General features: G+C 59.7%; 15 protein-coding genes and 2 pseudogenes. 10 read left to right on the top strand and 7 right to left on the bottom strand.

Annotated elements, in window-relative coordinates:
- The 5 genes and pseudogenes from V1289_RS27160 to V1289_RS27180 form a co-directional block, all read left to right on the top strand.
- The gene (locus V1289_RS27160; RefSeq protein ID WP_334400361.1) at positions 1 to 843 is read left to right on the top strand and encodes an ABC transporter permease; all 843 of its coding nucleotides are present in this window, start codon (positions 1 to 3) and stop codon (positions 841 to 843) included.
- A 58-nt stretch (positions 844 to 901) separates the two neighbouring features.
- Complete coding sequence (locus V1289_RS27165) at positions 902 to 2,113, top strand: alpha/beta hydrolase family protein (protein ID WP_334400363.1); 1,212 nt, start codon at positions 902 to 904, stop codon at positions 2,111 to 2,113.
- A 35-nt stretch (positions 2,114 to 2,148) separates the two neighbouring features.
- On the top strand, positions 2,149 to 3,372 hold the full coding sequence (locus V1289_RS27170; RefSeq protein WP_334400365.1) for an MFS transporter: 1,224 nt from the start codon (positions 2,149 to 2,151) through the stop codon (positions 3,370 to 3,372).
- 116 nt (positions 3,373 to 3,488) lie between these two features.
- Positions 3,489 to 5,015 carry an LVIVD repeat-containing protein gene (locus V1289_RS27175; protein WP_334400366.1) on the top strand — a complete coding sequence of 509 codons (1,527 nt, stop codon included), beginning with the start codon at positions 3,489 to 3,491 and terminating at the stop codon, positions 5,013 to 5,015.
- Between the two features lie 205 nt (positions 5,016 to 5,220).
- Positions 5,221 to 6,034, top strand: a pseudogene (locus V1289_RS27180) (IS630 family transposase); the annotation flags it as partial.
- On the opposite strand, the gene V1289_RS27185 reads toward V1289_RS27180, so the two are convergent.
- The gene (locus V1289_RS27185) at positions 5,993 to 6,634 is read right to left on the bottom strand and encodes a hypothetical protein (RefSeq protein ID WP_334408019.1); all 642 of its coding nucleotides are present in this window, start codon (positions 6,632 to 6,634) and stop codon (positions 5,993 to 5,995) included. The pseudogene V1289_RS27180 and the gene V1289_RS27185 sit on opposite strands and share 42 nt — an antisense overlap.
- 312 nt (positions 6,635 to 6,946) lie before the next feature.
- Here V1289_RS27185 and V1289_RS27190 point away from each other — a divergent pair, with 312 nt between their 5' ends.
- Positions 6,947 to 7,480 (top strand): CoA transferase, encoded by a 534-nt coding sequence (locus V1289_RS27190; protein WP_334400367.1) that lies wholly within the window; start codon positions 6,947 to 6,949, stop codon positions 7,478 to 7,480.
- Positions 7,481 to 8,146: 666 nt separating this feature from the next.
- Positions 8,147 to 8,302: a hypothetical protein gene (locus V1289_RS27195; protein ID WP_334400370.1), complete on the top strand. Its 156-nt coding sequence runs from the start codon at positions 8,147 to 8,149 to the stop codon at positions 8,300 to 8,302.
- Positions 8,303 to 8,364: 62 nt separating this feature from the next.
- Here V1289_RS27195 and V1289_RS27200 read toward each other — a convergent pair whose 3' ends face one another.
- On the bottom strand, positions 8,365 to 8,574 hold the full coding sequence (locus V1289_RS27200; RefSeq protein ID WP_334400372.1) for a hypothetical protein: 210 nt from the start codon (positions 8,572 to 8,574) through the stop codon (positions 8,365 to 8,367).
- Positions 8,575 to 8,960: 386 nt separating this feature from the next.
- On the opposite strand from V1289_RS27200, the gene V1289_RS27205 reads away from it, so the two are divergent.
- Positions 8,961 to 9,821, top strand: a complete 861-nt coding sequence (locus V1289_RS27205) for a L,D-transpeptidase (protein ID WP_334407701.1) — start codon at positions 8,961 to 8,963, stop codon at positions 9,819 to 9,821.
- Positions 9,822 to 10,264: 443 nt separating this feature from the next.
- Here the strand turns inward: V1289_RS27205 and V1289_RS27210 are convergent.
- The 3 genes and pseudogenes from V1289_RS27210 to V1289_RS27220 all read right to left on the bottom strand — a co-directional run.
- Positions 10,265 to 10,789 (bottom strand): annotated as a pseudogene (locus tag V1289_RS27210) (recombinase family protein); the annotation flags it as partial.
- A gap of 820 nt (positions 10,790 to 11,609) precedes the next feature.
- On the bottom strand, positions 11,610 to 12,341 hold the full coding sequence (locus V1289_RS27215; RefSeq protein WP_334400374.1) for a pirin family protein: 732 nt from the start codon (positions 12,339 to 12,341) through the stop codon (positions 11,610 to 11,612).
- A 104-nt stretch (positions 12,342 to 12,445) separates the two neighbouring features.
- Complete coding sequence (locus V1289_RS27220) at positions 12,446 to 13,075, bottom strand: FMN-dependent NADH-azoreductase (RefSeq protein WP_334400376.1); 630 nt, start codon at positions 13,073 to 13,075, stop codon at positions 12,446 to 12,448.
- A gap of 116 nt (positions 13,076 to 13,191) precedes the next feature.
- On the opposite strand from V1289_RS27220, the gene V1289_RS27225 reads away from it, so the two are divergent.
- Positions 13,192 to 14,109: a LysR family transcriptional regulator gene (locus V1289_RS27225; RefSeq protein ID WP_334400378.1), complete on the top strand. Its 918-nt coding sequence runs from the start codon at positions 13,192 to 13,194 to the stop codon at positions 14,107 to 14,109.
- Between the two features lie 108 nt (positions 14,110 to 14,217).
- On the opposite strand, the gene V1289_RS27230 is transcribed toward V1289_RS27225, so the two are convergent.
- Both V1289_RS27230 and V1289_RS27235 read right to left on the bottom strand, forming a co-directional pair.
- Positions 14,218 to 17,382: an efflux RND transporter permease subunit gene (locus V1289_RS27230; RefSeq protein WP_334400380.1), complete on the bottom strand. Its 3,165-nt coding sequence runs from the start codon at positions 17,380 to 17,382 to the stop codon at positions 14,218 to 14,220.
- Positions 17,379 to 18,611, bottom strand: coding sequence for an efflux RND transporter periplasmic adaptor subunit (locus tag V1289_RS27235; RefSeq protein ID WP_334400382.1), 1,233 nt, complete (start codon positions 18,609 to 18,611; stop codon positions 17,379 to 17,381). Before V1289_RS27235 ends, V1289_RS27230 begins: the two co-directional genes overlap by 4 nt.
- Positions 18,612 to 19,004: 393 nt before the next feature.
- Between V1289_RS27235 and V1289_RS27240 the strand changes: the two genes are divergently transcribed.
- Positions 19,005 to 19,451: a hypothetical protein gene (locus V1289_RS27240; protein ID WP_334400384.1), complete on the top strand. Its 447-nt coding sequence runs from the start codon at positions 19,005 to 19,007 to the stop codon at positions 19,449 to 19,451.
- Positions 19,452 to 19,506: the final 55 nt, after the last annotated feature.

The raw sequence follows: 19,506 nt of genomic DNA on the forward strand, positions 1-19,506 counted from the left end.
ATGGCGGATGTCTCCTATTCGAAGAACGTCGTCGCGGAAGCCGCCCCGGAAGCGGTAGCCGCATCGTCACGGCGATGGTTGCCCAGCCGCGAGCGTTTGCTCGGCATCGCGACCATCGTTGCCTTCATTGCGATTTGGGAAATCGTCTACCGGCTCGGTCTGATGCCGAAATGGGCGTTCCCGTCGCCCTGGAAAGTGGTTCTCGCCTTTCAGGAGCTGATTGCGAACGGCAAGCTCTTCACGAATATGGCGGCCAGCGTCGGCCGCCAGATCACCGGCGTGTCTCTCGCTGCGCTGGTCGGCATCCCGGCAGGCCTTGCGCTCGGCACATCGCCGACCGCGCGCGCCGCGTTCTTGCCGCTCTGCCGGCTGCTTTATCCGATCCCCGGCATTGCCTGGATTCCGCTGGCCATCCTGTGGTTCGGCGTGGGCTTCACCTCGACCGTGTTCGTGATCTTCTTCTCCGGCATCTGGTCGATTATGTTCAACACCATGACCGGCGTGCAGACCCTGTCCGGCCAGTACACCGACGTGGCCAGGGTTTATCTTGCGCCGCGCAGCCTTTACACCCGCCGCATCCTGATCCCGGGCTCGTTGCCATACATCATCACCGGCATGCGGCTGACCTACGGCGTCGGCTGGCGCGTCATCGTCGGCGCGGAGATGATTTCGTCGATCACGGGTCTTGGCTTTCTCATCGACGACGCCCGTTGGCAGTTGCGTCCCGACATCATGATTTGCGGCATGATCACGATCGCCATGATCGGCTGGGTCTCCGAAAACCTGTTCTTCGACTGGATCGAAGAGAAAACCCTCGTGCGCTGGGGCATGCGCACCGCCTGACATCATTCCAGCCATCAACAGCAATAAACGGCTCGCGCAGCGGGTCTCAAAGGGAGGCATGACCATGACTGTGGGCGAGAAGAAACTGATCGACGCCGAGGTTCTGGATACTGATCCGCATTATGAGCCGTATGGCTGGCATCACTGGCCGGAGTTCCCATGGCCGTCCTACCAGTATCGTCGCGCCCTGGGCGAGACGCAGGAGGGTGGAGGATCGGTGTCCGAGAGTTTTCTGGCCGCGAGCCGGATGATCCCCGGCGATTACGACAGTTGGCACAAGGAGTGGATGGTCGTTGCCGACAACAATATGCGGCGCGGCGAGACCGAGGAGGCCAAAGGCCATATCCAGACCGCCATGAATTGCTATCTGCGCGCGGCCGACATGTATCGTTCGGCCGAATTCTGGCTCGAGCCGAATGACCCGCGGCGGCTGCCGACCTTCGACAAATGCGAGAAGGCGACGCACAGCTTTCTGCGCTGGACCTGTCCGCAAGGTGAGGTCGTTGAGGTCCCCTATGAACCGGGCAAGCCGATGGCCGGCTATTTCATCCGCTCGCCTTTCGGGCACGGCAAGCAGCCGGTTCTGATCTCCTTCGGCGGGCTCGATTCATTCAAGGACGAGCTGTGGTTCATGACCGGACGTGGCGCCCTGCAGCGCGGCATTTCCGTCCTGCTGATGGATGGACCTGGGCAGGGCGCAACCTTGCGCCGACACGGCCTGACCACGCGGTTCGACTATGAAGTGCCCGTCGGCAAGTGCATCGATTGGCTGGCCACCCGCAGCGATGTCGATATGAGCCGCATCGCAATGTCGGGCTCCTCGTTCGGCGGCTACCACGCCGCGCGCGCCGGTGCCATGGAGCCGCGCCTTGCGGCGGCGATCTCGCATGGCGGCGTGCTCAGTCTCTATGAACGCTACAAGGACCGGCCGGAGAATCATGGTCTCGCCAGCCACATGAAGTGGGTGTTCGGCGCGGACTCGATGAAAGGCGTTGCCGAGAAGACCAGGCCTTTCGACATGCGCGGCGTATTCGAGAACATGAAATGTCCCTACCTGATCCTGCATGGCGGCCACGACGTGCTCGGCGTCCAGGCGGCCCGCGAAGGCTACGATTACGCCAAGAAGGCGGGTGTCGACGTCACCTTCCTGCTCGTTGAATCCGACATGACGGGTGCCGAGCATTGCCAGCACGACAATCCGACGCTCGGGCAGGAGCTGATGATCGACTGGCTTGCGGACAAGTTCGGCATTGACCAGCGCAAGCTCTGAACGACGAACTGTCCGCCTAGCGAAAGGAAAAGATCGTGCAGAAAAATCATGCCGCGATCGCGATGTTCTTCATCCTGCTCCTGTCTTACGTATTGAACTCGATTGATCGAGGCCTGTTTTCAGTTCTGGCCATCGAAGTGCGCGACGCCATGAGCCTGTCGCTGCCGCAGGTCGGTCTCGCCTCAACCATGTTCACGCTTGGCATGGGGCTGGCCGGGATACCGACCGGTTATCTGCTCAGCAGCACGTCGCGCAAGTCGGTCGTGTTGCTGGGGCTCTTCGTCTTCTCGGTCGCCACGTTGCTGACGGCTTACGCGACAGGGCTGGCCGATCTTCTCGCCTACCGTTTTGTATCGGGGCTTGGCGAGGCCATGCAGGTGACGGCGTTGATAGCGATTGGCGCCAGCTATTTTTATCGAAACCGCGCCTTGATGACGGGTGTGGTTTCGTCCTTCTACGGCATCGGGTCCTTTGCCGGTCCCATGATGACGGCTTCTCTCCTGTCCGCATATGGCTGGAAAATGCCGTTCGTCGTGTTCGGTATCGGCGGCATCATCGCGATGGCGATCGTCGCGCTATGTGTCAGGCCGTGGTTCAGCGAGAGCCGCGCGAACGAGGAGAATGCGAGTGGCGGCCGCAAAGACGGCGTCGACACGAGAGCGAACGATACGATCTGGAACGCCACGACCATCACATTGGGGCTCGCATCGATTTGTGCCGGCGTTGCCGTCTTCGGTTTCTCCGGCCTCTATCCGACATATCTGCGCAGCGCTCTCGGCTTCTCGCCGCAGCAGGCGGCGTGGGTGATGAGCGCCATCGGTATCGGCGGCTTCTTGGGGCCTGTCGGTGGATGGCTCGGCGACCGCGTCGGTCATCAGAAGGTGCTTATGGCAGCACTTCCGCTCGCAGCGCTGTCGGGAGGGCTCTCTTTCACCGAACTGGAGCGATCCGTGATGCTGCATGCCGTTGTCGCCGTCGTCTTCGGCATCGCAGTCCTCAGCCTGCTTTACGCCAACATGTCTGCCATCATCATCGATTCGCTGGGGCCTGCCAGGACGGCGCAGACCGCAGGGCTGTTCATTGCCAGCTATTACATCCCGGCTGCCTTTGCCGGCTATACGCTGGCGCTGCTGAAGGAAGCAACGAACTGGACGACGGCGGGTGTCCTGCAGACGTCGGGCTTTGCACTCATCGCCACGATCTTGGTCATCGTCGCGGGCACGACACGCAAGCCCGAACTGTCTCCAGTTAGAACATAAGCGGCAAACTCGCGGAGCTGAACTCCACGCAGCTCCGCGCCTCCGAAGTTCCGGCGTCGGTCCAACGTCGCCTTGGATCGTAAAACCAATAACAAACTCTCATAGGAGATCCGAAAATGGTCAAGAATCATAATGCTTCGTCCTCGAACTTCGCCGACGCCGAGAAAGCCAGCGTCATGCCCGGCGGTGGCGTGGTGCCATTACGGCTGCCCGCCGGCGCGTTGAGCTATCTCGACCGCAATCAGTATATCTCCAACATGGAAATCGTTTCTTATTTCCCAGGGGTCGGTCTGAACATCTTCGGGGATGAGCATTCATGTATGTGGGCGAAAGGCAAACGCCGCATGGTCGCTTTTCAAGGCGGCTGGCTGGATATCACCGACCCCACGAATGCGACGGTGATCAAGGAGAGCAACCTCGCCACGTTTCAAAGCTGCGTGTACAACAAGCAATTGAAAAAATGGATTCGCGTCGTCTCGCATCAGATGCCGCTGACGCCAGGAACGCAACAATATCCGCGCGGCAAATATCACGAGGAATACCGGAACAAGTCGATCAACGATCGCGGCTTTCGCGGCATCAAGACCTACGATGTGACAAACCCCGAAAAGGCCGAGCTGCTGAACGAGTTCGAGACGGGCAAGACCGGCTTTGGCGTCCATTGTCCTTTCTATGATGGCGGCAAATACGGCTATCTCGCATGCGGTTGGGATGACCAGTTGCGTATGGAAAGCACAGAGCGTGTCTACAGCAACGGATTGATGATCGTCGATATGTCCGACCCTACAAAGGTAAAGGAGGTCTCGAAATGGTGGGTTCCCGGCCAGCGGCTAGACGAAGAGGAACTCTATCGCTCGACCTATCCTTTCGCCGGCGATCAGTGCTCATGGACCGGTAATCGGACGCCCTGCATCGTGCCGGTCAGGGTCGAGGACGGCGGCAAGGTCGGCTATGGCGGCTACGGACATTTCGGGCTGTATGTCCACGACTTGTCCGACATCCGCAATCCCAAGGTCTTCGGCAAGATAACGCATCCGCTCGAGGCGATCGGCGCCATTCCCTATCACCATGTCGTGCCCGTGAATGCCGATTCGGCGCGCTTTCCGCGACTTCAGAATCTCGTCATCGCAATCCCGGAGTCGCTTGAATCCGACTGCCGCGAGCCTTGGCACACGAGCTATGTCGTCGATGTGAAGGATCCGGCCAATCCGCGCATCATCGGCCTGTTCCCACGCCCGATGCCGCATCCGGATGCGCCATACAAGGACTTTGCGATGGCGCGCGGCCGTTTCAGCTCGAGGGTCATGCAGCACTGGATTGCGCCCGGGAAAGCGCGGCCGGATATTGTCGCGATGTCCTATCTCAACGCCGGCCTTCGTCTCTTCGACATTTCGGACCCGACCGAGCCGAAGGAGGTGGCCTATTTCGTCCCGCCGCGTGACGGCGAGATCGACAACTACATGAGCTGGCGCCGCGGTACGAGCGAAGCAGTCTTCATCGAATGGGACCGGAACCTGATCTGGCTATCGACGCATGCCGGCGTCTACTGCTTGTCGGCGCCGTTCCTTGGTACGCCGGTGCTTGAGCCGATGGCCGTTTCGCAGTGGTCGGTCCCGCATGTGAATGTCGGTTGGGATGGATGAAGTGGGAACGGGTTTGCGCCAGCGCACCGACCTGCGACATTGATGAAAGCTGAGGAAGCTGGTTGGGAACCCGAGGAAATCGCCTATTTGGTGTCGCCGTTCCCGATCGCGGCAACTAGAGCGGGATGGGTTAGATTGAATCGATTGAGGATTCCCAAATCAGACGGGTGATTCAACATGCTGGCTGGGAAGGAGGCCAGCATGGATGGGGCAACCGTATTCAATAGATCTACGTGAGCGCGTTGTTGGCGCTGTCATTAAGAGTGGTGTGTCGTGCCATCAGGCGGCGGCGCAATTTGGGGTGGGGATCAGCACAGCAATTCTCTGGGTGCAGCGCTTTCGCAAGACCGGCAGTGTTGAGCCTGACAAGATCGGTGGTTAAGGCCCAAAAAGATCGCGGGACGCCATCGCGAGTGGCTGGTGAAGCGCTGCGGGAAGGCGGATTTCACGATCCGCGGACTGGTGATTGAACTCGCCGAGCGTGGCCTGAAGGTGGATTACCGTACGGTGTGGGAGTTCATCCACGCTGAGAAGCTCAGTTACAAAAAAAGACGCTGATTGCCGCCGAGCAGGACCGTCCCGACGTTGCCCGTCGGCGGGCGCAGTGGACCAAGTATCGGGAATGGATCGATCCCTCTCGCCTGGTGTTCATCGACGAGACCTGGACAAAGACTAACATGGCGCCGCTGCGAGGCTGGGCGCCGCTCGGTCAGCGGATCAAAGCCAAGGTGCCACACGGCCGCTGGAAAACCATGACTTTCCTGGCCGCTCTGCGTCAGGATCGCACCACCGCCCCGTGGTTCATCGATGAGCCGATCAACAGCGAGACCTTCCAACTCTACATTGAGAAGGTTTTGGTTCCGACCTTGCGACCCGGCGACATCGTGATCATGGACAATCTCGGTTCGCACAAGGGCAAGGCCGTCCGCAGCGCCATCCGGGCCGCAGACGCCCGTCTCTTTTACCTTCCGAAATACTCACCCGACCTTAACCCGATCGAACAGTTCTTCGCCAAGCTCGCTTTCCGCAATACGCTGTTGCAAACTCTCCGTCCGGCGGCGGGATTCCAGCGCCTTGGACCCCGCGCCGTTGATGGCCTTCACAATGCGGTCGAGGTCGCGCTGCCCCGTCAATTGCAGCACCGGCAAATCTTCTGCGCCGGTCGCCAGCGCCGATTCCACGGTCCGCAGCCGCTGCGACCAGCGCCAGAGAACCCGCGCCAACAATGCGGCTGACCCCAGAAGGACGATCAGCAGAAACGCCAAGCCGGTGGTTGCCAGAAGAAAGGGCCGGCCGGCGACCGTGACGACACGAGTCATGGTCCAGGCAGCCATTCCGGCGTCCCCGTCAGCAAGCGGGCAAGCCTGGATCAGCAGAATCTGTGAGCGCGCATCACGTTTCCATTCGACCTGGCGGCGGCTGATGATTGCGGTTTCGACGACCTGGCGAATGGTTGGTTCTTCGGCCTGTGGGAGGTCGGTCTTCTGACCGCTGCCCTCATAGCTCGGAAACGCATAGGCGAGCGAACCAGTGGAAACTTTCCAGATGCCGCCCTCCACCCCTGCAAACGGCTCGAGTGCCCGCGTGGCGGAAGACAAGTAGTCCGGTTGAGCCGCCACGTTGCTCCCGCTGGATGGTGGCACACGGATCTCGCGAAGGACCGCATCGCAGGCTCGTCCTAGACTTACCGCGGCTCGTTCGGTTCGTTGGCTCGTCGTCTCTTTATAAAGCGCGATTAGCATCGCGCCTACGACTAAGGCGGCAACGAGGAACAGCCCCCAGCAGACGGCGAACCAGGCGACGATCGAGCGGGGCAGAGGTGAGCTCCAAGAAAGAGAAAGCTTCTTTTAGCACCCGGCGGGATTGAGGGGAAAGTTCCCCCAGTCCTTTGGGATGACCGGCTTTCCTGACCTACTCAAGCCAGTCGTTGGTTGTCTCGATCGCGTCGGCAGCAGCGATCTTGGGATCGAATTTCCGACGGAATCGATCTGAGGAATCGTAACGAGCGCTCAGTGTCAATTGATCTGAAGCGAACGGACGCACGGGCCACATTCATGCGTCTGGTCGCACAGGCGGACATCCTACTCGAGGGTTTTCGTCTCGGCGTCGCGGAACGGCATCGGTCCTGTGCCTTAGCGCCGACGATGCGTCCCGTCATCTACCCCGCCGAGGACGAAATCCATGTCGGTCATGTCATCGTCGACGGCGCGATCGCGGGTGACAAAATCTTTCAACGTTTCCCCGACGCGGCCAGCCGGGAAGAAAGCCTGATCAGCATTGAGGCGATCGTCAACGCATTCGCGTTTCTCTATGGAGCCAGCCCGAGGGTTGGTCATTTGAGGTTGACGCCCGAACCTCACGCGAAAAGTGGTGAACGGAGCATGCCGCCGACTACTCCTCCCCGGTGCGAGAGCCTGTCCCATCGCCAGTCTTCTTACGCCACGGCCCCGAATAAACGTCGTTGATCCTTTGACTCTATGCGGAAGCAAAATGCAGCACTGATTGATACCAACAAAAATGCCAACAAAACGGACGGCTGCAGTGAACTTTTACGTGTGTTTTCAACGCGCAACGAAAATTTTTCTGAAAATATGGAACCAAACCAATGGTGTAAGTTATTGTTATTACTTATGTTTTCAGCCTGGTGCCCCTGGCCGATAACCGCCTAGGGCCGTAACCATTTGATTTTTAGAAGTTTTTATCTTCGATTGTTGCCGATACCAACAGAAATACCAACAACTTGACGCGCCGTATAGCTGGCAAAAAAAATAAAACAGCAGGCTCCTTGCAGCAGGGAACGCCCCATGCCGTTCCGGTCTCCACAATCACCCCGACCGGAATCGAACCCGGCTCTGACACGAATCCCGGCGGGATCGACCTAACGTAATATCGTGAGGTCAGGAGAGGGTCATGTCGTGCGCAGCCATTGTCCTGCGATGCCGAGCGAGACACTTCATGCTGGACGACTTCGGGGTCGACTCGGTTGCGCTTGGCGCGAGACCCGACGCAGAATCTGATCGCGTGACGCTGAGGGCTGCGATACTGGCCCTGGCGGCGACCACTGCGCGGACGGCTTCCGCGCGACCGCGTCGACCCTGCTCAACGAGGAGGGCGCGTTCGACGGCGATGTGGTGGAAGCCCAACTCGCCCACGACACGGAGAAAAAGCGCCGGCGGCGCGACGAAGTGGTGCGGCGCCACCTCAGCAAGGGCGACAAAAACAATATCCGCGGCATCTATAACCGTGCGGCCTATCGGGCCGACCGCGTGCGTTTAATGCGGCATTAGTCTAATCGCCTCGGCAGCCTGCGCAACGGTGCGCCCGCCGTCTCGCTGCGCAGATCGGGGGCCTAGCTTGCTCTCGCTTCGAGCCTCGGTAGCGAAGCGTGATATTCATCCACGCTGTCGAGGTCGATCATGGTCTTGCCTCCCATCTTGTAGGCCCTGATCCTCTCGTGGGCGATCAGCTCATAAGCTTTAGTCTTTCCGAATTTGCCATAGCGGCAACCGTCCTTGAACTCGACGAGCCGGCGCCGCTTGTTGCTATCATTGTCAACCATGGGGTGCATGCGCTTCGATGATCTCTACCACAATCGGATTAAACCTGCCGAACCGTACATGCGGCTGAAAGGAAATTCGAAAAGGCGTAGTAGAAACGGAAACGATGGCGAACACTTTGGACGGACTCGTATGGCGGAAGCCGCTGTGCATAAATGAGCGGAGCGTGTCCGCTCAGCCGAGCGACTCAGACCTCGACTCGTTCCGCGATGAGAAGCGCGTTGTCGACGTCGCTAGCCAATTATCAAGCGGTACTTCCAATTTCTATGTTGCCGGACAAGAGCTCGGCGTTAACCATAGCCAACGGTTCCCGTCTGAGCGACATCGCTTCGAAGTTTCTTAAATTTTGCTGGGTACCTCTTCAAGGCATGGTGACCTGGGGAAAGATATGAGTAAGCGGGCCAAACGTGGAAAGGCAGAGACGCTCGCAATCCCAATGGTTGCGAGAGTTGCAATTGGCGCCGTGGCCGTCGTCGCATTGGGGTATAGTTTGCTGTCTCGCCCGGCGAGCGTGCAACCGACACGGAAGCCGTCCGCACCCCAAGCCCAGGCATCGTCAACTCCGTTTTACGTGGCAACTCCGGTTCATGCATCAGCGCCAGCTCCGGCTCCGATTCCGACCCCGGCCCCTCTGGTCGAACCACCAAAAGCCGCTGACGGTCCCGGAGCGCTTGTTCGGCAGGTGATTGACTACACCAGCCACCAGCCCCCGGGCACCGTGATCATCGATACCAAAAACACATTCCTTTATTTTGTTCTGAACGACACGCAAGCGATGCGCTACGGCATCGGCGTCGGCCGCGAAGGTTTCACATGGTCCGGCGAGCAGACTGTGGCCCGTAAAACAGAATGGCCGGATTGGCGTCCGCCTGCAGAGATGCTTGTGCGTCAGCCTTATCTGCCGCGGTTTATGGCAGGCGGTCCCGGCAGCCCGCTCGGCGCTCGGGCGATGTATCTAGGCGAGACCGAATATAGAATTCACGGCACCAACAAGCCTGATACGATCGGGAAGCGGGTGTCGTCCGGCTGTATCCGGCTGACCAATGAGGACGTCGTGGACCTTTATGAGCGGGTGAAAGTCGGAGCGAAGGTGATTGTGCTTCCGGCAACCGCTGCCCGTCGACCATCCCAGGGAGCGCCGCCCGACGCCGCTTTCCGATCGCCGGACCCGGCATCGCCGTCGAACCGGCCCTCGACAACTAACGTGCAGATGCTGTCATCCGGACCGAAGATCGCCGAGGTCCAATAACTGAGTCCTCCGTCGTCGGTCTGCAACTGAGGACAAGGAGGCAATTCAAGTCGTCGCTTTTAAGTCAGCTTCTGGCGCATCGCGACATTGCCGCGGTTGCTCAAATGCGCTGGGTATCGGAGCGAAGCGGACATTGCTGGCGATTCACGGGTACGCGCCCTAGCGCGTGCGATGCTGCCACCGAGTTTTGATTGAGCCCCAATCCTTTGGCTGTGCCTTACCTAAGTGGACTTATCACTCGTACTTCCACATCGAGCTTTCTTGCCCACTTGGCCAGCTTGCTGCCGAGAGGGTGTTCGGAGACCAAAAGCGCGCGGACAGTTGCTCTGCTTTCGGGGTTTGAGACATCTGACTGCGCCTGGAGGACAGCTCGGTATTTCACGCATTGAAAGACGCCGCGCTCAAGGTCCACCGAATTGGATATCTTCGATTTGACCTCCGGCCTCATTGACCTTGCGTTCGCCCCGCACCGGCTCGCCCTCACTGTCGGTGCGCTTCACCACCTCATAGCCGTAGCAGAGTCCACCGCCAGCCTTGCCCTTCTCCACCCGTCCGCGCAGACCACGATGGGTCTTGGCAGCGAGGTCCTTCAGGAACAGAGCGTTCATCGTGCCTTTGAGACCGACATGAAGTTCGGAGATTTCCCCTTCGGCCAGGGTGACGATCTGCACGCCGGCAAAGCGCAGATGCTTGAACAGTGTCGCCACGTCGGCCTGATCGCGCGAGACGCGGTCCAGTGCTTCGGCGAGCACGATGTCGAACTTGCCACGCTGGGCGTCCTGCAACAGCGATTGGACACCCGGCCGGAGAATGACGCTGGCGCCGGAAATTGCGGCGTCATGATAGGTATCGAAGACCTGCCAACCCTCCTTGCCCACATGCTCACGACAGATGCGGAACTGGTCCTCGATCGACGCCACGCTCTGATTGTCGGTCGAATAGCGGGCGTAAAGTGCAACCTTGAGCATGACGTTCTCTCCGGATCAGGCCTTCACATCGATTCTACAATTTCCGCCGCCGTCAAGATGCATGTTTTCACCGGCGCCCGCCCACACTCCGTCCCTGCCCATTTTTCTCCGGGAGTCTGACCGTCACCTGTGCAAACAAGCCAAGTAGATGAAATTGTAGCTGAAGAACCTGTCCCTATCGTGGCCACGGTTCGTTGTCATTGGCGGCGGCCGGCGGCTTAGCCTGCTCGCGAGCAAGCTGTCGGCCGATAGCTTCTGCAATCCGCAGAATTCGCGGGTCAAGCGACTCACCGGAGCGCGATCCGTTGTCATTGGCCGGACGAGGCCTTTTCCCCTCCTCTTCCACCGCCATTCCGCCGCTCCCTCGTCAGGTCCATCGAACGAAAAACAACGAGGAAGCGCAGGACGGAAGTCAGAACGTCGATACGAATGGCCTTAGGACGCCATCGTGCGTTGATCGAAACAAATTCAATGCTATCTAATGTCGACCAAATGGCTGCTTCAATTAGCGTCAGGCGGCTTCCGCAATGGCAGAGACATTCAAACTCCGTAACAGCTCTTCGAGTGGAGCGCTGTTATCTGGGCGTTGATTGTCGCTAAACTCTCCTGCATCGATCAGTCGATCGCCCAACATCGACGGTGCTTCCTGATTCACTGAAAGTACAGTGAATCAGCAGCAGGCCAACTCCACCACAGCCGACTTTTCAACGACATCAAGCACTAACCGGCCGTCAACGAGAGTACCGAAACAAGCGGCAGATCATCGGCTGGTCGCCATGTCCCTTGATTACTTGGTTATCGCCATCGCCCAGTCCGGCGGTCAGCCACCGATGGTGCCAGCGTGCGTTAGAGTTGCGCGGCGGTTGATCAAGAACGCGAGCAAGGTCGCATCGGACCCGGCCGTGACGATCACCGGTGTTTCGTTGACCACAAGGGCGCCCTCAGCTTGCGCGAGAGTCGTGCCATTGACCTGCGCTCCACCTCGATAGACATGGACCAGAGTGTCCCAGTTGTCCCAACTAGGAACCGCTGCCCGAACCCCTGCTTCGAGATGGATATCGTAAAGGCGCACGTCGTTTCGAATGATCGCGGGTGCGTCCGAATCCTCAGGTCCCACGAGAAACCGCCAAGTATTGAGCACCGGAGCCTCGAGGTTCCGGAGCTGGATGGAGGGCGCGAGATCGACGGTATGCGGCCGCACGAAAATCTGCATGACGCGCGCTGTTTCGGCGTCTGGCTTCGTCTGTTCCTCGTGCCAGAAACTCTTGCCAGCATTCATGATCATGATTTGGCTTGGCGATATCGGGAAGCTGCCGCCGGCCATGTCCGCATGGTGAATCATACCATCGCTTACATAGGAGATGATTTCATCGTTCCGATGCTCGTGCATTGGGATGAACCCTCCCGGCTCCAGGATCGACTCGTCGAAGCGGGCGAGCGGTCCGTATCCGTGGTCCCAGTGGCTCGGAATCGCGCGGCCAGGCAAGTTGGTGATGATCGTGAACGGCCCCATCTCATGACGAAGCTTGCTCTGAGGTGCCTTGAACAACATCTGGGTCTCGCGGTGCGGTTGTTTGGTGGATGCTATCGACCCTGAACGTGCCCACCGTCATGGACCGTACCTGTCAGGATGCATGCTGCATTGAGGTAGAATTCCTATGCGGCCTCAAGAAATTCTTTCTGGATCGCTTCCGTGAGCTGCGCCCGTGCAGCATCGATTGCCTGTTCGCGCGCCTCTGGACCAAAGGCCAGCTTCTCCGCCCGGAAAAACTTCACGTTCGTGATACCCATGAAGCTCAATAGATTTCGAAGATGAGGCTCCTGGGAATCCATCACCTGTGCCGGACCCTCGCTGTAGAGACCACCGCGGGTCTCGATGACGATGACACGCTTGCCCTCGAGCAGCCCCACGGGGCCGCTTTCGCTGTACTTAAAGGTGATCCCTGCGCGCAGCACGTAGTCGAACCAGGTCTTCAAAGTCGAGGCGATACCGAAATTGTACATAGGCGCGCCGATGACGAGGGTGTCGGCAGCCTTAAGTTCGGCGATCAGCTCGTCAGAGAGCGCTTGAGCAACTGCCTGCGCGGCATTCGCGGGTTCCGCTCCGCGCAGCGCGTTAGCGGAGTCGATGGTCAGATGGGGGATCGGCTTGCCGCCCAGATCGCGCGTGAAAACGCGAAGCTGGAGGTCCTGCAGAACGAGCTGCGTGATGGCATCCTGCACAAGTTGGTTTGAGACGGATGCAGCGCCCAGCGCGCTGCTGGTGAGAACAAGAACTGTCGACATGCCTGAGCCCCTCCTAAGGGCCTGATCGTTGGGATGGGCTGCAGATAGTAGTGCAATATACGCACCAGTATGCCTATAATTAGCACCAACCTGTTGCTCAAATAGGAACACTAATCGTGATCGAGCTAGACGATCTGAGAGGATTCGTGGAGGTCGTTGAGAGCGGCGGCTTCAATCGGGCCGCCAAACGTTTGGGAATCTCCAAATCCATCGTGAGCAGACGAATTGCCAGGCTCGAAGCGGATCTTGGTGCCCGCCTCCTGAGCCGAACCACGCGCGGCATCAGCCCGACAGAGGCCGGGTTGGAATTCAAGGCGCGAAGCGAGCGCATACTGGCCGAACTCGAGGAGGCGCGAGAAGCAGTAGCCCACCAGGGCGGCGAGGTAGTCGGGTGTCTTCGCTTATCGGCGCCATTGTCCTTTGGTGTCCGCTACGTGACTCCCATCCTAACGCAAATGGCGGAGCGGCATCCAAGATTTGAGATGGATGTCTCGTACAGCGACCGGATGGTCGACTTGATCAGAGAACGGTTCGATGCCGCGATCCGCATCGGAACGCTCAGGGACTCGAGCCTCATAGCCCGCCGGATCGCTCCCGTCAGGTCCGTGTTTGTCGCGAGTCCTGACTATCTCGCCCGCAACGGACGACCGCGTATGCCGAGCGACCTCGCTGCGCACCAATGTCTCATTTATACGGGCCGCGTGGCGGCCGATTGGCAATTCCACTCGGGTAAACGTTCTATTTCCTTCCGGCCCGAGGGGCGCCTTCGGTCTGATAGTGGCGAAGCCATACTGCAATGGGCTATCGCAGGGCTCGGCATTACCGAAGCACCATCGTTCATGGTCTCGGATGCTATCGAAAGCGGCACCCTCGAGCCGCTTCTGCTCGACTATCCGACCTCCGAACATGCCATTCACGTTGTACGACCCCCGGGCTCCTACGTCCCAGGTAAGGTGCGGGTTCTCATCGACACTCTTGTCGAGCGATTGGGAGGCGAACCGGAATGGGAGCGGTTCCTAACGTTACGCGAATAGTCGCAAGTGTTGCTTGCGCCTATAGAGACTCTCGTGACCATCATTCACTCTCTTAGCCATTCGAGCGTATGATCCGTTGATCGATCGCAGTCGTCAGTACGGTCGACCTCAGGTCGTACCCGACGGCGGAGGGACATCCGAAGGAAACTGCTTGGCCGACTTGCCGAGCCGTGCCTTCACGCGCTCGCGCAACTTCTGGAACGTCACGTAGAGCATCGGCACAAGAAAGATACCGATCGAACTCGCGGCCAGCATGCCGGCGAACACGGGAGTGCCAACGCCACGCCGGCTAATCTGCGCAGCACCAGTGGCGATCACCAGTGGCAGCAGCCCGAGAATGAAGGCGATCGAGGTCATCATCACCGCGCGGAACCGAGTCTGGGCGCCGAGGATCGCCGCCTCGTCGATCGCCATGCCGGCCTCGCGCCGCTCCTTGGCGAATTCGACGATCAGAATGCCGTTCTTGGCAGCGAGAGCGATCAACACAATGAGTCCGATCTGGCCGTAGAGATCGAGATTCAGTCCGGCGACCTTGATGCCGATGTATGACCCAAGCACGCCGACCACCACCGATAGCAACACCGGAATCGGGATCATCCAGCTTTCGTACAGCGCCACCAGGAACAAATAGGCGAACAGGACCGCGAGCGCGAGAATGATTCCCGTCTGGCCGGAAGCCTGCTGCTCCTGGTAGGCGGTGCCGGTCCACTCATAAGCGTAGCCGGCCGGCAGCGTTGCCTCGGACACACTCGCCATGGCGGCGAGCGCCGATCCTGACGAGACACCCGGCGCCGGGCTGCCGTTCACGGTGATTGAGCGGTAGTTGTTGTAGCGGGTGATCACCTGAGGTCCCGTTACGATCTTGAGGCTCGCGATGGAGCGGATCGGCACCATCTGGCCGGTGTTGTTGCGCACGTAGATCTGCCAGATGTCGGGAATGTCGCCGCGGTTGGATGCCTCGCCCTGCACGTTGACCTGCCAGGTGCGGCCATACAGGTTGAAGTTGTTGACGTAGATGCCGCCGAGCGTCGCCTGCAGCGCGGTAAACACGTCACTCATGTTGAGGCCAAGCGCCTGAGCCTTGGCGCGGTCGATGTCGAGATACACCGACGGATTCGTCGCCGTGAAGGTCGAGAACACGCGCGTGAGCTCAGGGGTTCGGTTGGCTCCGGCGATCAGCCCGCCCATCACGCTGCCCAGCGCGACCGGGTCCTGTCCCTCCAGTGCCTCAAGCTGATATTCGAAGCCGCCGCTGGTCGACAGTCCGATGATCGGCGGCAGGTTGAATGGCAACACGTTGGCCTGCCGGATCTGCGAGCCTGCGCCGAACGTGCGCCGGATCAGCGCCTGCGCCGAATCTGTCGCCGCCTTGCGGTCCGCGAACGGCTTCAACCGCGCTACCATGAAGGCGTTGTTCGGTTCGGATGCCCCGTCGAGCAGCGAAAAGCCGATGATCGAGAGCGTGTGCTCAATGGCCGGCATCTGCTTCAGCAGGCTTTCAACCTGCTTGGTCACTTCGCTTGTGCGCGCTACCGACGCGCCATCCGGCAACTGCACCGCGATGAAGAACGCGCCCTGGTCCTCTTCGGGCAGAAAGCTGGTCGGCGTCAGCCGCGACACACCGAACACGCCGGCCGCAAACACCAGCACCAGCAGCAGCGACAGCACCGCCATCCGCACCAGCCGACGCACGATGCCGGCGTAGCCGTCCCGAACCCAGTCGATACCGGCGAGCACGCGTCCCATGATGCCGCGCCGCGGTCCCGTGTGGCGCAGGAACACGGCACAAAGCGCGGGCGACAGCGTGAGTGCGTTCAGGGCCGAGATCGTCATCGCGGCGCTGATCGTCACCGCGAACTGGCGAAACAGCGTGCCGGAGATTCCGGGAATGAAGGCGATCGGCACGAACACCGACAGCAGCACCAGCGTAATCGCGATAATTGGCGCGGTGATCTGGGCCATCGCCTTCTTGGTAGCCTCTGCCGGCGAAAGTTCCGGCTCTTCCTCCATCACCCGCTCGACGTTCTCCACCACCACGATGGCGTCATCGACCACGATACCGATAGCAAGCACCATCGCCAGCAACGATACGGTGTTGGCCGAATAGCCGAGCACCAATAGCACGGCGAACGTGCCGATCAGGCTGACCGGGATCGCGATCGCCGGAATGATGGTCGCCCGCATGTTGCCGAGGAACAGGAACACCACGATCACGACCAGGATGAAGGCTTCGCTGAGTGTCTTCAACACTTCGGCGATCGTGTCGCTGACGAAAGTCGTCGAGTCGTAATGCACCAGATAGGTCAGGCCCGCCGGAAACCGGGTCGACAGTCTTTGCAATGTGGCCTGCACGGCCTTTGCCGTCGTCACCGCATTGGCGCCGGGCGCCAGATAAATGCCGATCGGCACGCCCGCACGACCGTCGATCCGCGATTCACTGTCGAGGTTCTGCGCGCCGATCTCGACGCGGGCGACGTCGCTGATCCGCAATACCGAGCCGTCGGGATTGGCCCGCAGCACGATGTCGCCAAACTGCTTGGCATCGGTCAGCCGGCCTTGCGTCTGCACGTTGAACTGAAACTGCTGCTGATCACTGATCGGTCGAGCGCCGATACGTCCGACCGGCGCCTGCACGCTCTGGGCCTTGATCGCCGAAATGACATCGGAGGGCGCGAGGCTGAGGCTGGTGAGCCGCTGCGAATCGAACCAGATACGCATCGAATAGTTCATCTTGCCGAACAGCTGCGCCTGGCCAACGCCCGGCGTGCGCGAGATCGCATCGAGGATGTTGATGATGGCGTAGTTGGTGATGAACACTGGATCCTGTTCACCGTTCTCGCTGTAGAGCACGATGAACTGCAGCACCGCCGACGATTTCTTCTGTACCACCAAGCCCTGCTGCTGCACCTCGGGGGGCAATTGCGACAGCGCGGTCTGCACACGGTTGTTGACGTTGACGGTGTTGATGTCCGGATTGGTACCGAGTGCAAACGACACGGTAAGTGTGTAGCTGCCGTCGTCACCGCTGGTCGACTTCATGTAGAGTGCATTATCGACGCCGACGACCTGCGCTTCCAGCGGCTGGGCGACGCTTGTTTCTATCACCGACGCGGAGGCGCCCGGAAATACCCCCGTGACCGTCACCTGCGGCGGAACGATATCGGGAAATTGCGCCACAGGAATCTTCGTGGCCGCCAGCGCACCCGCGATGGAAATAACGAACGCGATGACAATCGCGAGACGGGGACGATCGACAAAGACCGCTGAGATCATGGGGTTTTGCCCGCCGGCCGGACGTTGCCGCTATCCGTTTGGGTGCGATCCTCACCGGCGGCCGCCTTCATACTGGATTCGACCAGCGCACTCGCTGGCCCCGGCGCAACGGGCTGGCCGGGACGCACGCGTTGCAACCCTTCGGCGATCACCTTCTCACCCAGCTTGAGCCCATTGATGACGGCGGCAATTGTCGAGGTGGACTGCCCGAGCTGAATGCGGCGCTGCTCGGCTTTGTTGTCGGCTCCCACCGTGAAGACGTAATCGCCTTGCTGATCGGACAACACGGCGGCGCGCGGGATCGCCAGCACCTCGACCGGTTGCACGCCCTCCAGCATAACGGTGACGAATTCGCCGTCGGTCAGTTCGCGCACCGGACCCGTGGTGGAGGGATCATGCACCGTCGGATTGGGGATGACGCCGCGTACCGTGAGGGTGTCGGTGCTTTGCGCGATGGTGTTGTTGGCGAAGTTCAGTTTTCCGGCCTGGCCGAAAGTGCGACCGTTCGGCAGCCGGACCTTGATCACCACCGCGTTGAAGCCGCCCTTGGTCGCATAGCGCTCCCGCAAATCAAGCGCCTGGCGCACCGGGACCGGGAAAGTAACGTACATCGGATCCTGGCTGACAATGGTCGTGAGCACCCCGGAACTCGGACTGACGACATTGCCGTCCGTCACCGCAGTGCGGCCGATCATCCCATCGATAGGCGAATGGATCTCGGTGTAGTCGAGATTGATCTGCGAGAATTTCACCTGCGCTTGCGCAGCCAGCACCTGTGCCTCAAGACTGCGCTGGTTGGAGATTGCGGCGTCATAGGTCGATTGCATCCCGGCCGGCCCACCGAGGAGCGTCCGCGCGCGCTCGGTGGTCAGCTTGGCATTCTCCAGCGTCGCCTGCGTCTGTGCGACCTGCGCCTGCTTCGTCGCGAGATCGGCCTCGAACGGACCACGCTCAAGCTGATAGAGCCGATCGCCGGTCTTGACCTCTGCACCTTCTATGAAGACTCGCTTTTCTATGAATGCGGTCACACGCGCGACCACATTGACGCGATTGGTGGCTTCGATCCGGCCGAGAAATTCGCTGGTTTCAGTGATCGGCCGCGTTGTGGTCTTTATCACGCCGACGGCGGGCGGCCCGCTCGGCGCTGGCTGCGCTTGCGCAGTTGCATTCAAACTGACCACGATTGCGGCCGTCGTCAGCAGCCTGACCGATAGTCTCACAAAGTGCATCTCGACCCTTCTCACCGCGACGACAAAAGTGTTTCCGTTGAAGCCGCACGATCAGTGCCGTCGCCAGCAGGCGGCGCATGAGCGTCCCAGCTCAAGATTGCAGAGAAAGCTGTGCCCCCGCACGTTAGATGTTGTTGAAATTAGTTAGAGCTTGGCCTTCTCTGGTTGAGCTTCCGTGGCAAGCCTGCAACGAAAGTTCTGAGAGAGTCCAAGCCAACCTGCCGGCAGCAATGGTCCGGCTTTCCTCGATGAGGATGATGGGGACGCGACGACCTCTATCGTTTCCAGTGCCAAGAACGCCTACTTCGACTGCTTCGCTTTGGCTAATGATTGAGGCCGCGAAGCCGGACCATACCGTGATGTCAGAGAGCACGCTGCCAGCATGAGACTCTCATGAACTTATCCACAATGTCCGCCCTTGCGGCACTCGCGGGAACCATCACAGGCGGACTTACATCCGTACTCGCGTCCTGGCTGACTCAGCACGCACAGGCAAGGGCACAGTGGCGCGCGCAGGACACACTCCAACGACAAGAACTCTATAGAGAATTTATCGAGAGGGCTTCGGGATGCTATATCGACGCACTGCAGCACGACAAAGCGGACATACCGGCCCTGGTCGAGCTATATGCCAGGGTGAATAGAATTCGCGTCCTCTCCTCGCCAAAAACGATCAAAAGTGCCGAGTCAGTCGCGCGAAAAATCGTCGATACATACCTGGAATCCAACAAAACCTTTCTAGAACTACGGGAGATGGCGAACAGCGGGTCAATCGATCTCCTGCGTGATTTCAGCGAGACCTGCCGAGAGGAATTCGAGTCTCTTCGCACTCAATTCTGACACTCGGTACGAGTTGGAGCACTGTTCCGAGTTGGACCTCGGTGGCGGCTGTTTG

Source organism: Bradyrhizobium sp. AZCC 2289 (genome assembly GCF_036924615.1).
Lineage (GTDB): Bacteria > Pseudomonadota > Alphaproteobacteria > Rhizobiales > Xanthobacteraceae > Bradyrhizobium.